The 13,726-nt window shown below is 67.7% G+C and carries 11 protein-coding genes and 1 pseudogene; 5 read left to right on the top strand and 7 right to left on the bottom strand.

The window, feature by feature from the left end:
- Together RVF83_RS22615 and RVF83_RS22620 are read right to left on the bottom strand one after the other, a co-directional pair.
- Complete coding sequence (locus RVF83_RS22615) at window positions 1–825, bottom strand: NUDIX hydrolase (RefSeq protein ID WP_005198734.1); 825 nt, start codon at window positions 823–825, stop codon at window positions 1–3.
- A complete protein-coding gene (locus RVF83_RS22620) occupies window positions 825–1,658 on the bottom strand; it encodes an ABC transporter ATP-binding protein (RefSeq protein ID WP_005198733.1) in 834 nt (277 codons plus the stop codon). The genes RVF83_RS22615 and RVF83_RS22620 overlap by 1 nt, the downstream gene beginning before the upstream one ends.
- A gap of 118 nt (window positions 1,659–1,776) precedes the next feature.
- Between RVF83_RS22620 and RVF83_RS22625 the strand changes: the two genes are divergently transcribed.
- Window positions 1,777–2,790: an LLM class flavin-dependent oxidoreductase gene (locus RVF83_RS22625; RefSeq protein WP_039880471.1), complete on the top strand. Its 1,014-nt coding sequence runs from the start codon at window positions 1,777–1,779 to the stop codon at window positions 2,788–2,790.
- A 15-nt stretch (window positions 2,791–2,805) separates the two neighbouring features.
- Here RVF83_RS22625 and RVF83_RS22630 read toward each other — a convergent pair whose 3' ends face one another.
- From RVF83_RS22630 to ctaD, 4 genes are read right to left on the bottom strand one after another with little or no spacing between them, the layout of a single operon-like run.
- Window positions 2,806–3,258, bottom strand: a complete 453-nt coding sequence (locus RVF83_RS22630) for a cupin domain-containing protein (protein ID WP_005198731.1) — start codon at window positions 3,256–3,258, stop codon at window positions 2,806–2,808.
- Between the two features lie 19 nt (window positions 3,259–3,277).
- Window positions 3,278–4,027: an aminoacyl-tRNA hydrolase gene (locus tag RVF83_RS22635; protein ID WP_039880470.1), complete on the bottom strand. Its 750-nt coding sequence runs from the start codon at window positions 4,025–4,027 to the stop codon at window positions 3,278–3,280.
- Window positions 4,028–4,055: 28 nt separating this feature from the next.
- On the bottom strand, window positions 4,056–5,297 hold the full coding sequence (gene serB, locus RVF83_RS22640; RefSeq protein WP_083877533.1) for a phosphoserine phosphatase SerB: 1,242 nt from the start codon (window positions 5,295–5,297) through the stop codon (window positions 4,056–4,058).
- A 3-nt stretch (window positions 5,298–5,300) separates the two neighbouring features.
- The gene (gene ctaD, locus RVF83_RS22645; protein WP_005198728.1) at window positions 5,301–7,085 is read right to left on the bottom strand and encodes a cytochrome c oxidase subunit I; all 1,785 of its coding nucleotides are present in this window, start codon (window positions 7,083–7,085) and stop codon (window positions 5,301–5,303) included.
- 337 nt (window positions 7,086–7,422) lie between these two features.
- Between ctaD and RVF83_RS22650 the strand changes: the two are divergent.
- Window positions 7,423–8,401 (top strand): annotated as a pseudogene (locus RVF83_RS22650) (ABC transporter substrate-binding protein).
- A gap of 78 nt (window positions 8,402–8,479) precedes the next feature.
- Entirely contained in the window at window positions 8,480–8,968 is a 489-nt protein-coding gene (locus RVF83_RS22655; protein ID WP_005198726.1) for a beta-class carbonic anhydrase, read from the top strand.
- Window positions 8,969–9,046: 78 nt separating this feature from the next.
- Here the strand turns inward: RVF83_RS22655 and RVF83_RS22660 are convergent, their stop codons facing one another.
- Window positions 9,047–9,205 (bottom strand): hypothetical protein, encoded by a 159-nt coding sequence (locus RVF83_RS22660; RefSeq protein WP_085950790.1) that lies wholly within the window; start codon window positions 9,203–9,205, stop codon window positions 9,047–9,049.
- Between the two features lie 119 nt (window positions 9,206–9,324).
- Between RVF83_RS22660 and RVF83_RS22665 the strand changes: the two genes are divergently transcribed.
- A complete protein-coding gene (locus RVF83_RS22665) occupies window positions 9,325–12,321 on the top strand; it encodes a DEAD/DEAH box helicase (protein WP_039880446.1) in 2,997 nt (998 codons plus the stop codon).
- Complete coding sequence (locus tag RVF83_RS22670; RefSeq protein WP_005198724.1) at window positions 12,318–13,127, top strand: hypothetical protein; 810 nt, start codon at window positions 12,318–12,320, stop codon at window positions 13,125–13,127. The genes RVF83_RS22665 and RVF83_RS22670 overlap by 4 nt, the downstream gene beginning before the upstream one ends.
- The last annotated feature ends 599 nt before the right edge of the window (window positions 13,128–13,726 follow it).

A 13,726-nucleotide genomic window follows, 5' to 3' on the forward strand; every position in this document is an offset into this window, starting at 1 on the left:
CTAGAGCGTGATCTCCGGCGGCGTCTGATCGCCGAGGGTACGGAAGTACTCGTCGGAGCCGGGGAAGCCGAGTCCGGCGAGCCCGGCGCCCGGGGTGGTGTTCGGCAGGATGCACTCGATGGACCGCTCGGCGGCGAGCAGCTCCTCGACGCTCGGGAAGCCGCTGACGTAGTGCAGCTGCGCCCAGGTCGGCGGCATCAGGAAGTGCTTGCCGCCGGCCCAGGTGTCGATCGCGAGGCGGGCGTTGACCCAGCGCGCCACCTCGGCCTCGGTGGTCTCGGCGTCGGCCTTCTGGCCCTCCGGCATGGCGGCGAGGAAGAAACGGGTGTCGTAGCGCCGCTTCTCGTTGACCGGGGTGATCCAGTGCGCGAGGGGACTCAGCAGATCGGCGCGCAGGGTGAGGCCGCGCGCGGTGAGGAACTCGGCAAAGGACAGCGACTTCTCGACGAGCCGCTGCCGGTCGTCGGCGAGGGCCCCCGGGTCGGCGAAGGCACCGTCGTCGGTGGTCGCGAGCAGGACGCCGCATTCCTCGAAGGTCTCGCGGACGGCCGCGCACACGAGCGCCTGGGCGAGCTCTTCATCGGTGTTGAACTGCTCGGCCCACCACGCCGGGTCCGGCCCGGTCCAGGCCACGTGGGCGCCGGCGTCGCGCTTGTCGACGCCGCCACCCGGGAACACGGTCATGCCACCGGCGAAGGCCATCTGCTTCACCCGACGCTGCAGGAACACCTCGATGCCGTCCGCGGAGTCACGGACCAGGACGACCGTCGCGGCGTCGCGGATCGGTGCGGACACGACCTCGGGTCCCTGATCGGTGGATGTCATCAGTTGCCTCCTGCTCGACGGTGACCGCCCGCGCGGCGACGGCGTCGAGCGAAGTACCGGCCGTCGACCTTGTCGAGGATGATCTGCTGCCGGAAGGCGGCCGTCAGGTTCTCGCTGGTCATGACCTCTTCGAGGAGGCCCTGAGCCACGACGCCGCCCTCGGACAGGATCAGCGCGTGCGTGAACCCCTCCGGGATCTCTTCCACATGATGGGTGATCAGCACGATGGCGGGGGCGTCGGGGTCGGCGGCGAGGGTGGCGAGACGGTCGACGAGCTCTTCCCGGCCGCCGAGGTCGAGACCGGCGGCGGGTTCATCGAGCAGCAGCAGTTCGGGGTCGGTCATCAGCGCGCGGGAGATGATCACGCGCTTGCGCTCACCCTCCGACAAGGTGCCGAAGGTGCGGTCGGCGAGATGCTCGGCACCCATCGACTCCAGCGATTCGACGGCCTGGTCGCGGTCCATGTCGTCGTAGGCCTCGCGCCAGCGACCCAGGACCGCGTAGCCGGCGGAGATGACGACGTCGCTGACGACCTCGTGGTCGGGCACCCGGTCGACCAGGGCGGGACTGGCGACGCCGATCCGCGTCGCGAGCTCGCGGATCTCAATCCGGCCGAGCTTCTCGTTGAGCACGAACGCGGTGCCCGAAGTCGGATGAATTTCTGCCCCCGCGAGCCGCAGCAGGGTGGTCTTACCGGCACCGTTGGGGCCGATGATGACCCAGCGTTCGTCCAGTTCGACCTGCCAGGACAGCGGGCCGACCAGCGTCTTGCCGCCACGGACGATCGCGACGTCGCGGAAGTCGATCAAGAGGTCGGGATCGGATTCGGTCACGACCCCTATCCTGCCTCACGCCCTCTCGTTCGACCGGATCGGATCAGTCGTGTCGGAGGTAGCCGTGGCGGCCGTCGCGGACACGGCACGGGAATACCCCGGCAGGTCCGCCGGGTTGATGGACTACGTGACCGCTCAACATCTGCCTCTGTCCATCCTGGATCTCGCCACCGTCGGCCGCGACGAGACCGTCGCGGAAAGCCTCGCCGCCAGTGTCGATCTCGCGCAGCACGCGGAGAAGTGGGGATACAAGCGGATCTGGTACGCCGAGCACCACAACATGTCGGCGATCGCGTCGTCGGCGCCTGCCGTGCTCATCGCGCACATCGCCGCCCACACCTCGACCATCCGCCTGGGTGCCGGCGGCGTCATGCTGCCCAACCACGCCCCGCTCACCATTGCCGAGCAGTTCGGCACCCTCGCCGAACTCCATCCCGGCCGCATCGATCTCGGGCTCGGCCGCGCCCCGGGCAGCGACCAGCAGACCTTTCAGGCCCTGCGTCGTACGCACGCCTCGGCCGAGCGCTTCCCGCACGACGTTCTCGAACTGCAGGCGTTCCTCGGCGACGAATCCCGCATCGAGGGAGTCCGCGCGACCCCGGGCGCCGGAACCCACGTACCTCTCTACATCCTCGGCTCGTCGCTGTTCGGCGCGCAGCTCGCCGCGGCCCTCGGACTCCCCTACGCCTTCGCGTCCCACTTCGCACCGCAGGCCCTCACACAGGCCGTCGAGTTGTACCGCCGCGAGTTCCGGCCGTCTGAGGTCCTCGCCGAGCCCTACGTGATCGCCGGAGTCGGCGTCATCGCCGACGACGATCCGGAGGTCGCCCGGCAACAACTGCAGATCGCCCGGCGCCAGCGTGTCTCGCTGCTCTACGGCCGGGGCCGCACCTTCACCGACGAGGAAGCCGACGCCGTGCTGTCGATGCCTCAGGGTCGGCAGATCGACGAGATGCTCACCTACGCCGGTGTCGGAACGCCCGACGAGGTGCGGCAGTACCTGAGCTGGTTCGCCGGACATGGCGATGCCGACGAGCTGATCGTCGCGTCGCTGGCGCCGAGCCGCGACGTGTGGCTGAGCACCCTGGGCCACCTCGCTCCGGCGAATTCGCCGGTGGCCGTGGGCAGTTGATCCGCAGCGAGGGCGTCAGTCCTCGAGCCGGAAGTCCGCGAAGTCGAAGCCGGGTACCACGATGCAGCTGACCAGGGCCGCCTCGTCGCCGACGGGGCGCGCACGCTGCCACACGCCCGGAGGCACCAACGCCTGCGGCCGATTCCCGGCCTCGATGTCGGGCCCGACGATGATCGGGGTCGGATCGCCGGGCGCATCGCCGTCGCCGCCGAGGTCGAGCTGCACCGGCGCCCCGCGATGGTGCAGCCAGATCTCGGAACCGCGAACGGTGTGCCAGGCGGACTGTTCGCCGGGCATCAGGACGAAGTAGATGGCTGTTCCGGCAGTCCGCTCACCGGTGTAACCAGCGGGAAGCACGAACTCCGGCAGACCGACCTCACTGCGCCAGGTCTCGCGAAACCATCCCCCCTCGGGATGCGGTCGGAGGTCGAGGTTTTTCGCCCAGTCGGGTAGTTCGGTGGCGCTCATCTGCTCCCCTGTCTCGTGATCAGTTCCCGACGACCTCGGCGATGACGGTGACCGAACCGGGCGCTATCTCGGTGAACCCGGCATCACGGACCGCGATCGCGGACCCGGCGGCATCGGCGTCGAGCAGGTCCCGCCATTGTTCGGGGGCGGCCTCACGCACCGCCAGCGGACACTCGTCGAGCCGCCACCGGATCGTCTCCTCGGCGGTCAGCAGTTTCGCGGCGAGCATCGAGGCGTGGCCGACCTGTGCGGCAAGTTTGCCGACGGTCATATCGAGTCCGGGATTGGTCCACAGCACGACGCCGTGATCAGGCTTCTCCATCGGGAGTTCGCCGTCGACCTCGGTGCCGCCGATCTGCAGCTTCTTGACCCGACGGTCCAGATCGCCGACGCGGCCGGGTACGAACGCGCGCGCCTCGGCGCCACCCTCGGTCGCGGTCACACCCCACACCTCTTGCGCTGCAGCCCATTGCGCTCCACGCGCACGGCGGGCGATCTTGCGGATCCGCGCGTTGCACCAGTCGTCCATCGCCTTCGCCCACGGCCCGTCACCGGCTGCGCGGTCGTCGAGACACAGCAGCGCGACGGCCCGTGCCGCCGCGGTCAACAGGTCGGTGCGATCCGGCGGATCGGACTTCTCGATGCGCAACACCATCGCCATCGCCAGGACGTCGGCCGGATCCTCGGGATCCCCACCGCCACCGACATATCCGACGAGGCGTCGATGGTTCGCCACGACCGCATCGGGGGTGACGGGCAAGCCCGTCACGTCGTCGCTGTCCGTCGTGTCCGACACGTCAGCCGAGCGGGACCCGCCGGTACACGCCGTCGGCAGCGTCCGCGGCCTCGATCTCGTCGCGCGAGACGCCGAGAATGAACAGCACGGCGTCGAGGAACGGATGGTTGAGCGTGGCGTCGGCGACCTCCCGCAGCGCGGGCTTCGCGTTGAAGGCGATGCCGAGTCCGGCAACGCTGAGCATGTCGATGTCGTTGGCACCATCGCCGACGGCGATCGTCTGCTCCATCGGCACCCCGACCTGGTCGGCGAAGGAACGCAGCGCACGCGCCTTGCCGGTCCGGTCGACGACCTCACCGATCACGCGTCCGGTCAATTTACCGTCGATGATCTCGAGGGTGTTGGCGCGCACGAAGTCGAGTTCGAGTTCGTGTGCCAGACCGTCGATGACCTGACGGAAACCGCCCGACACCAGGCCACAGTGGAAACCGAGCCGGTGCAGCGTACGAATGGTGGTGCGGGCGCCCGGTGTGAGCTGCAGCGACTTCGCGACGTCGTCGATGACCCCGGCGTCGAGCCCGGCGAGGGCAGCGACGCGCTGATGGAGCGACTGTTCGAAGTCGAGTTCGCCGCGCATCGCGGCTTCGGTGACCGCTGCCACCTCGGCCTCGCGGCCGGCCTTCGCGGCGAGCATCTCGATGACCTCACCCTGGATCAGGGTGGAGTCGACGTCGAAGACGATGAGGCGCTTGGCACGCCGGGCCAGACCACCACGTTCGACGGCGATGTCGACCGAATGCTTGGCGGCGACCTCGGCGAGACCCTTGCGCAAAGCGGCGTCGGCAGCGACCCCGCCGCGCCCGGCCACGCTGACCATCAGTTCGAGGCCGGTGAGCGGGTAGTCGGCGATACCGCGGATCGAGTCGATGTTGCCGCCCTGGCCGGCCAGCTTCGCGGCGACCGCACTGAAAGCAGTCGCCGTGACCGGGCTGCCGAGGATCACCACGGCATGCGATGAGGTCGTGCGGCTACCGGAGTCGACACCGATCTCCACCCGCACGTCGAAGCCGATCGAGGCCATCGCCTGCTCGACGATCTCCTGCAACGTCTCGGGGTCGCCGTTCGCGGAGACGAGCACGCCGAGTGTCAGCTGACCGCGGATGACCACCTGCTCGACGTCGAGCAGGGCAACGGCCTGACCGGCCAGGGCACCCATGAGAACAGAGGTGACACCTGGCCGGTCGGGACCGGTGACAGTGAAGAGAACGGTCGTACCGGTAGTGCCTGTTGAGTCGTTGCCCACCGGTCAGCGCGGATCGGGATCCGGCGACCCCTCATGCGATCCGACGGTGAACGGCTCGCGGCGAGCCTCCTCCATCTGGCGATCCTTGCCCGCCTCGTGACCCGGGCCGACATGAGCCTCGGCACGCATCCGCTCGATCATGTGCGGATAATGCAGCTCGAAGGCCGGACGCTCCGAACGGATACGGGGCAGCTCGGTGAAGTTGTGACGCGGCGGCGGCGACGAGGTCGCCCACTCCAGCGAGTTGCCGAACCCCCACGGATCGTCGACGGTCACGACCTCGCCGTAGCGGTAGCTGCGGAAGACGTTCCACAGGAACGGCAGGGTCGACAGGCCGAGGATGAACGCACCGACGGTCGAGATGGTGTTCAGCGTGGTGAAGCCATCCGAAGGCAGGTAGTCGGCGTAACGACGCGGCATGCCCTCGTTGCCCAGCCAGTGCTGCACCAGGAACGTCATGTGGAAACCGATGAACGTCAGCCAGAAATGGATCTTGCCGAGGCGCTCGTCGAGCATACGTCCGGTCATCTTCGGGAACCAGAAGTAGATGCCGGCGTAGGTGGCGAACACGATGGTTCCGAAGAGCACGTAGTGGAAGTGCGCGACCACGAAGTAGCTGTCGGACAGGTGGAAGTCCAGCGGCGGGCTCGCGAGCAGAACACCGGTCAGTCCACCGAAGAGGAAGGTCACGATGAAGCCGACCGAGAACAGCATCGGCGTCTCGAACGTGATGTGACCTCGCCACATCGTTCCGATCCAGTTGAAGAACTTCACGCCGGTCGGAACCGCGATGAGGAACGTCATGAAGGAGAAGAACGGCAGCAGCACGGCGCCGGTGACATACATGTGGTGCGCCCACACGGCGGCCGACAGGGCGGCGATCGCGAGGGTCGCGTAGATCAGGCCGGAGTAACCGAAGATCGGCTTACGCGAGAAGACCGGGAAGACCTCCGAGACGATGCCGAAGAACGGCAGCGCGATGACGTACACCTCGGGGTGTCCGAAGAACCAGAACAGGTGCTGCCACAGGATGACGCCACCGTTGGCCGGGTCGTAGATGTGGGCGCCGAACTGGCGGTCGACCTCGAGGCCCATCAGGGCGGCGGTCAGCAGCGGGAAGATCAGCAGGATGAGCACGCTGGTCACCAGGATGTTCCAGGTGAAGATCGGCATGCGGAACATCGTCATACCGGGTGCACGGAGGCAGACCACGGTGGTGATCATGTTGACGGCACCGAGGATGGTGCCCAGACCTGACACACCCAGACCCATGATCCACAGGTCGGCGCCGAGGCCGGGGCTGTGCACGGCATCGGTCAGCGGCGTGTACGCCGTCCAACCGAAGTCGGCAGCGCCGCCCGGGGTGATGAAGCCGGCGATGGCGATGGTCGAACCGAAGACGAACAGCCAGAAGCCGAGTGCGTTCAGTCGCGGGAACGCGACGTCGGGCGAACCGATCTGCAGCGGCAACACGAAGTTGGCGAAGCCGATGACGATCGGGGTCGCGTACATCAGCAGCATCACGGTGCCGTGCATCGTGAAGAGCTGGTTGAACTGTTCCGTGGACAGGAACTGCATGCCCGGATGCGCGAGCTCACCACGCATCAGCAGCGCCATGAGGCCGCCGATGAGGAAGAACGCGAAACATGCAGTGATGTACATCATGCCGATCAGCTTGTGATCGGTCGTCGTCAACAGCTTGTAGATGAACGAACCCTTGGGCTGATAGCGCTCCGGGAATGGTCGCACTGGAGCCACTTGCGTGGTGGGTTGGTCTACCGCGGTCACAGATCCTCCTCTTGCGCGAGCTCGACGTCGAACCCCTTCGAACGTCGGTCGGCACATGAACACAAACCGAGCGCTGAGTACTGATCCTAAACCCTTACCGACGCCTGGGCCGAGCGGGTCCTACGATCTGTCGTATTCGACGCCTGACACACCACATCGGCGGTGCTCAAACCCTTTTCCTCGTCGACGCGCCGGGTGTTCCGGACACCCTCGGCGACGTCTGCGACCGACGGTCTCGCGGCCCCGTTGAAGCCTACGCTCGACGCCTGAGTGCCGGTGCTAGGTTGGGCGGGTGCAGAGCAGGGGTTACGGGGTCACGGATGTACGTGTTCGTCGTGTGCGGGGCCGCCGGCCCGTCTGGGCGGCGGCGGTCCTCGGCGTGGTCGTCGTCGCGTCGGCGGCGTGCTCCGGTGACGACCAGTTGACCACCCCCGACGGCTCCCCCATCTCGACGACCGTCACGCGTGTCGCGGAGGTCAACATCGTCTCCCCCGAGCGTGACTTCTCCAAGACCTGCCTCGCCCCCACGGCTGCCGAATCCCGCACCACCGACGCCGCGAGGATCGTCGTGACCGATCCGACGCTCCTCGACGCACTCTGTGCCCTCGGCATCGGCGACAAGGTGACCGCCGTGACCGCCGCTCCCGGTTCGGTGCCCGCTTATCTCGGGCCGCAACTGACCTCCGTACCGGCGATCGGGACCACCCCCGACGCCGCTGCGGTTGCGAAGGCCGACGCCGACCTCGTCCTCACCACCCCCGAGACCGCCGCGTCGTCGAAGACCTTTCGCGATGTGCGCTCGGTGACCATCCCGGCCGGCGACTGGCAGGACCAGTTCCAGGCGGTCGCCGACGCCGTCGGCCGCGGCGAGGCCGGCCGCCAGCGTCTCGCAGAGTTCACCACCGAGGCCGGCAAAACCGGCAGGCGCATGGATGCCTCACACACCCAGGTGTCGCTGGTCCGGTTCGGCGCGGATTCGGAGACCATCGCCGGCATGGACACCTTCGCCGGTCAGATCCTCGGCGAGATCGGCGTGCAGCGCCCCGGTCCGCAACGGGTCTCCGACTCCTTCCCCGTCACCTCCGAGAACTTCCGCGAGGCCGAGGGCGACCTCATCTATGTGAGCTTCGAGGGCGAGAAGGGCCAGGAGCACGGCGAAAAGGTCCTGCTCAGCGACGAGTGGCTGGGCCTGGGGTGCCTCGATGTGGAAGCGCGTCCTCGCCGTCGACGACGCCGTCTGGTACGACTCGTCCGGCCTCGCCGCCGCCTGGCTGGTCCTCAACGACGTCAAGGGTTCGCTCGACGGCAACTCCTGAGCCGTCCCCACGTCCACTGTTTGGATCAGGCCAGGTCAAACCCTCGCTCCGGACGCCCCGACCCATCACTGTTTGCGCATGACTGTCACCGATCAGTACCTGGCCAACAACGTCGAATACGCCAAATCCTTCAACGGCCCCCTACCGCTGCCGCCGAGCAAGCACATCGCCATCGTCGCGTGCATGGACGCCCGCCTCGACGTCTATCGCGCCCTCGGCATCAACGAGGGCGAGGCCCACGTGATCCGCAACGCCGGCGGCGTCGTCACCGCCGACGAGATCCGTTCTCTCGCGATCAGCCAGCGACTCCTCGGAACCACCGAGATCGTGCTCATCCACCACACCGACTGCGGCATGCTCACCTTCACCGACGACGACTTCAAGCGCGACATCCAGGCGGAGATCGGCCAGAAGCCGGAATGGGCCGCCGAGGCGTTCAGCGACATCGACGAGGACGTACGCCAGTCGCTCAACCGCATCAAGAACAGCCCGTACATCACCAAGACCAGCTCGCTGCGCGGGTTCGTCTTCGACGTGGCGACCGGTCTCCTCCGCGAGGTCTCCTGACCTTTCTGGTCTGCAGACAGAACCGACCGGGCACGCGTATTGCCGCGTGCCCGGTCAGTTGGTCTCGTCAGTCCCGAGTCAGTTTCCGGAGTCGCCCGAGCGTTTCACCGCATCGGGCGCGTTCTCCCGGGTCGCCATGCCGCCCTCACGTCCGTGGTCCTGGGGCCCGGGCGGGTCCTTGCGAACTTCGGCAGTGCCCTCCTCGTGTTCGGCCTGCTGGTTCTTCGACTGTCCCATCGGTGCCTCCTCGCACTCGTGATGCCGGTGTACTGCGAATCGATCCTCTTCCTTACCCGCGGCGAACGACGGGGAAACCGCGTGTCGGGGGCCGTCGTTAGACTGGCGGGCGATCCTCGATGCCATCAGAATCGCAGCTCAGTGGGCCGACTCCCCCGGACTCCGCCCCGACGCCTCGTTCCCTCGCACCGCTCCACGCCCTGTGGCGACCCGGTGTGGGTATGGCCGTGTGGGTCGACGGCGAACCGGCGGACCTGCCGGAGCCGCTCCGTGACGCTTTGTCCGGCCGCCGGTTCCGCAGCGAGATCCCGATCGTCGGCGAGGGCAACCGCCGGCAGTTCGTCCGAGCGGCCACGCTCGGTCTGACCTCGGCGGTGTCCCTGCTCGACGCTTCGCGATCGGTGACGGTGACCGGCGACCTGCGGTGGTACCGATACCTGCTCGACGGCGTGCGTTCGTTCGTCGCCGCCGGCTCGGTGGCGCCGTCGGCCGAGCACGTCACGGGTGAATGGTTGCTCCGCTGGGTCGTCATCCCGACGCCGACGTGGCGCAGCTGGCATGCCGTCGTCCTGGGGAGCGCTCCGGATGCCCTGCTACACAACGGCTCCCACGCCGCATTGGACGACTTCCTCGCCGAACTCGTCGACCACGAATGCCGCACCACGATCGCCCGCTCCATCCCCCGGCTCGGCGAGCCGCGTCCGGCGTCGCCGGTGGTCCGCGCGCTACTGCCCGGCACCGACGCCGGCCCGCCCTGTTCCCCCGAGCGACTCGCGGCCGCCGTGGGGAGCTGGTCCCGGTGGAATGCCGGGGTGCCGCGGGACGACCAGTCCCTCATCTTCCGTCTCCACGAGCCCGAGTACGACGACCTTGCCGAGACCCACTGGGACGACGCGTGGGCCGACGACTCCTTCGACCTGCCAACGCGCGACGAGGTCGCCGACGCCTCCCGGTGGCGACTCGAGGTCTGCCGGCGCAGTATCGACGGCCAGATCGAGCCGGTCGCTCCTCATCGCCTCGATGCTCACGAACTCGACGAGCTGACCACCGCACTCGCGACCGCGGTACGCGAGTTCCCCGAACTCGACCGGGCCGACCCGGATCGCGGCTCTCTCGACTTCCTGCTCCCCACCGACGTCGCGGCCGAGCTGTTCGCCACCGGGGCCGCCGCTCTCGGTGCCGCCGGAATCCCGGTGCTGCTCCCCCGCACAATCGCCGAGGTCCGACCGAGCCTCACCCTGCGCGCAGTGCCTCCGCCCGGCGGCGGCGCACCCGCGGCGATGGTCGGGCTCCGTGAGATCCGCGAGTTCGAATGGCGCCTGGCTCTGGGAGACACCCCCGACGCCATCACCCTGACGGATGCCGACCTCGACGAACTGTCCGGACAGAAGGGCGACCTCGTCCGGGTACGCGGCGTATGGGTTCGCGCCGAGGGATCGGCGCTGACGCGCGCCGCGGCATTCGTCGCGACCCAGCGCGCGCTCGCCGCATCCCAACCGCCCGCCGATTTCGGCGAACTTTTCGGCCTCGTGACCGGCGGGGCTGACAAGCTCCCGGTCCCCGTCACCCGGGTCGAAGGACTCTCGTGGCTCGACGATGTCGCCGAAGGCGGTGCCATCCGACCCGAACCGGTCGCTCCGCCAGCAGATCTGGAGGCCGTGCTGCGCCCCTATCAGCAGCGGGGTCTGGACTGGCTGGCACACCTGTCGAACCTCGGTGTCGGAGGCGTACTCGCCGACGACATGGGTCTGGGCAAGACGCTGCAGGTGATCGCGCTCGAATGCCACGAGCGCATGCGCGGCACCGACGACGCCGAGCCACCCGGGCCGACCCTCGTGGTCTGTCCGATGTCGCTGGTCGGCAACTGGTCTCGCGAGTTCACGCGTTTCGCGCCCTCGCTGCGAGTGGCGATCCACCACGGACCCTCGCGCGCATCGGGAACCGTGTTCACCGGCATACGCAACTCCGTTGACGTGGTCATCACGACCTTCGCGATCGCCGGCCGCGACCTCGAACTGCTCTCCGAGCATCCCTGGCATCGCGTCGTCGTCGACGAGGCCCAGCACCTCAAGAACGTCAACACGATTGCCTCCAAGGCGATCCGGAACATCCCCGCTGATCGACGTCTCGCGTTGACCGGAACCCCGGTGGAGAACCGTCTCGAGGACCTGCGCGCGGTGATCGACCTGGTGAACCCCGGACTGCTGGGGTCGGCATCGGTGTTCCGCGCGCGCTATGCCGAGCCCATCGAACGCGACCGCGACGCCGGAGCACTGCGGCGCCTGTCCGCGATCACCCGGCCGTTCATCCTGCGCCGCGAGAAGACCGATCCGGCGATCGCCGCCGATCTGCCGGAGAAGGCGGATTTCGCGGTGCGCGCCAATCTCACCGTCGAGCAGGCCGCCCTCTACCGTGCGGTCATCGACGAACTCATGGCCGCGCTGCGCGACAAGCAGCAACGCACCCTGCGTCGTCGCAACGTACTGGCCGCGCTCACCCGGCTCAAGCAGGTGTGCAACCACCCGGCGCACTACCTCGCCGACGGCACGGACCTCATCCGCGACGGCGAACACCGTTCGGGCAAGGTCGAATTGCTGGCCGACATCGTCTCCACCGTCGCCGACGAGGGCGACCGCGCACTCGTCTTCACCCAGTTCGCGGCGTTCGGCGAGATGCTGTCGGGCTGGCTCGCCGAACAGTTCGGCACCGAGATCCCGTTGCTGCACGGCGGACTCGGCCGCACGGAACGCGATCGCATGGTCGCCGCTTTCCAGTCCGACGACGGCCCCCCGGTGATGCTGGCGACCCTCAAGGCGGGCGGCACCGGCCTCAACCTCACCGCGGCCAACCACGTCATCCACGTGGACCGCTGGTGGAATCCGGCCGTCGAGGACCAGGCCACCGACCGCGCCTACCGCATCGGCCAGAACCAGAAGGTATCCGTGCACCGGTTCGTGTGTGTGGGCACCATCGAGGAGCGGATCGACGACATGATCGCCAAGAAGCGCGAGCTGTCCCGGCTGACCGTCGCCGCCGGCGAGAACTGGGTGTCCGACCTCGCCGACGACGAACTCTTCGAACTGTTCCGGCTCCGCGACGAGGCGGTGAGCGAATGACCGTCCGTAAGAAGGGCACCCAGCGCAAGGGCGAGCGTGGCACCATCGCTGTCCGCGGCTACGGCCTCACGCCGTGGTCGCGGGCGTTCGTCGACGTGGTCGAGGGTCGCGGCGCCGACGGCGAGGCGGTCGCCGACAGCCGTCATGTCACCAAGGCGCGCAGGTACTTCCGTGATCGGCATGTGCGCGGTCTGCGGATCGGTGCGGGCCGGGTGACGGCGTCGGTCGACGGCACCCAGCTCGAACCGTTCGACGTCATCATCACCACACGCACCGTCGACACCCCGACGCTGGCCGGGCTGCTCCGCGACCGCGGCGGCGTCGAGGAACTCATGCGGCTAACGCGGGGAGAGCAACCGCCGATCCTCGGTGAGCTGCTCGTGCCCACCGAATCCGCGGACGTCGCGACCGACTGCACCTGTCCCGACGAGGCCCCGCGGTGCGTCCATGCGCTGGTGACCAGCTACGAGATCGCCGCCGAGATCGACCGCTCGCCACTGACGCTGCTGACGGTGATGGGTACCGACCTGCGTGACCTGCTGGCCGAGATCGACTCGCGCCCCGCACAATCCCCTGCCGTCGAGGAGAGCTCGACGTCGGACGCGTTGCGGCCCGACGACTTCTACGGCACCGCGTCGACGCTGCCGCCACTTCCCTCGGTCCCGCGGATGAACCCACTCACCGCGCTCGACGGTTCGGACCTCCGTGCCGCGCTACGGGCGACGGGTGTGGCGCCGGCGGACATTGCCGAGGCCATCGACGAACTCGGTGATCTCTACGACCGCCTGACCGCCGGCGATTTGTAGAAGTTATCGGCGGTATAGGCGCTTTATTTCTACGAATTCTGCCGAGCGGGGAACTAGCGCGGCCCCGAAGACACTGACCACGCGCCATTGCCCTTGAAATTGAGGGTGACCCACGGATAGCCAGTGCCTATGCAACCGTACTTCAGGACGCAGTTGTCTAACTGCCCCTTCCTAAAGGACCATCCCGAACCGTTGCCGTTAATTCCGTGGGTCTGGTTCACGATTCCTCGCCAGTAGAAGTTCGCGTCGATGCTGTTGATTCCGATGCTCTGGTTGTAGACGCGAGTCACCCTCCGCCCATCGAAACAGAAGCTCGCGGTATGCGTGAAACGGTATGCTGTCGCACCCGTCACCGTCTTTTGCGTGTATCCACCACTAGCTGTTCGACATTGGACCGCAGCGTCCGCCTGTGGGGAGACAAGCATCTGCCCACCGAAGACCAGGGCGTACGCACAGACTGCGGCAAAGAACAACCTCGAAAGGCTCGAAGCCAAGGGTTTTGGTGAGCGCACGCGGAACTCCTTCTTGGGAGGACGGTGCCGAGGTCCGCACTTGGGACGCAGATCACCTCGGCCTCTACGAATTCCGCTACCGTACCG

This window comes from Gordonia rubripertincta, assembly GCF_038024875.1.
Classification (GTDB): Bacteria; Actinomycetota; Actinomycetes; order Mycobacteriales; family Mycobacteriaceae; genus Gordonia; species Gordonia rubripertincta.

Bases quoted from the DNA above. Each gene is read 5' to 3' on its own strand.
- RVF83_RS22615 (WP_005198734.1), bottom strand. From the start codon at position 825: ATGACATCCACCGATCAGGGACCCGAGGTCGTGTCCGCACCGATCCGC.
- RVF83_RS22625 (WP_039880471.1), top strand. From the start codon at position 1,777: ATGGACTACGTGACCGCTCAACATCTGCCTCTGTCCATCCTGGATCTC.
- RVF83_RS22630 (WP_005198731.1), bottom strand. From the start codon at position 3,258: ATGAGCGCCACCGAACTACCCGACTGGGCGAAAAACCTCGACCTCCGA.
- RVF83_RS22655 (WP_005198726.1), top strand. From the start codon at position 8,480: ATGACTGTCACCGATCAGTACCTGGCCAACAACGTCGAATACGCCAAA.
- RVF83_RS22660 (WP_085950790.1), bottom strand. From the start codon at position 9,205: ATGGGACAGTCGAAGAACCAGCAGGCCGAACACGAGGAGGGCACTGCC.
- RVF83_RS22665 (WP_039880446.1), top strand. From the start codon at position 9,325: ATGCCATCAGAATCGCAGCTCAGTGGGCCGACTCCCCCGGACTCCGCC.
- RVF83_RS22670 (WP_005198724.1), top strand. From the start codon at position 12,318: ATGACCGTCCGTAAGAAGGGCACCCAGCGCAAGGGCGAGCGTGGCACC.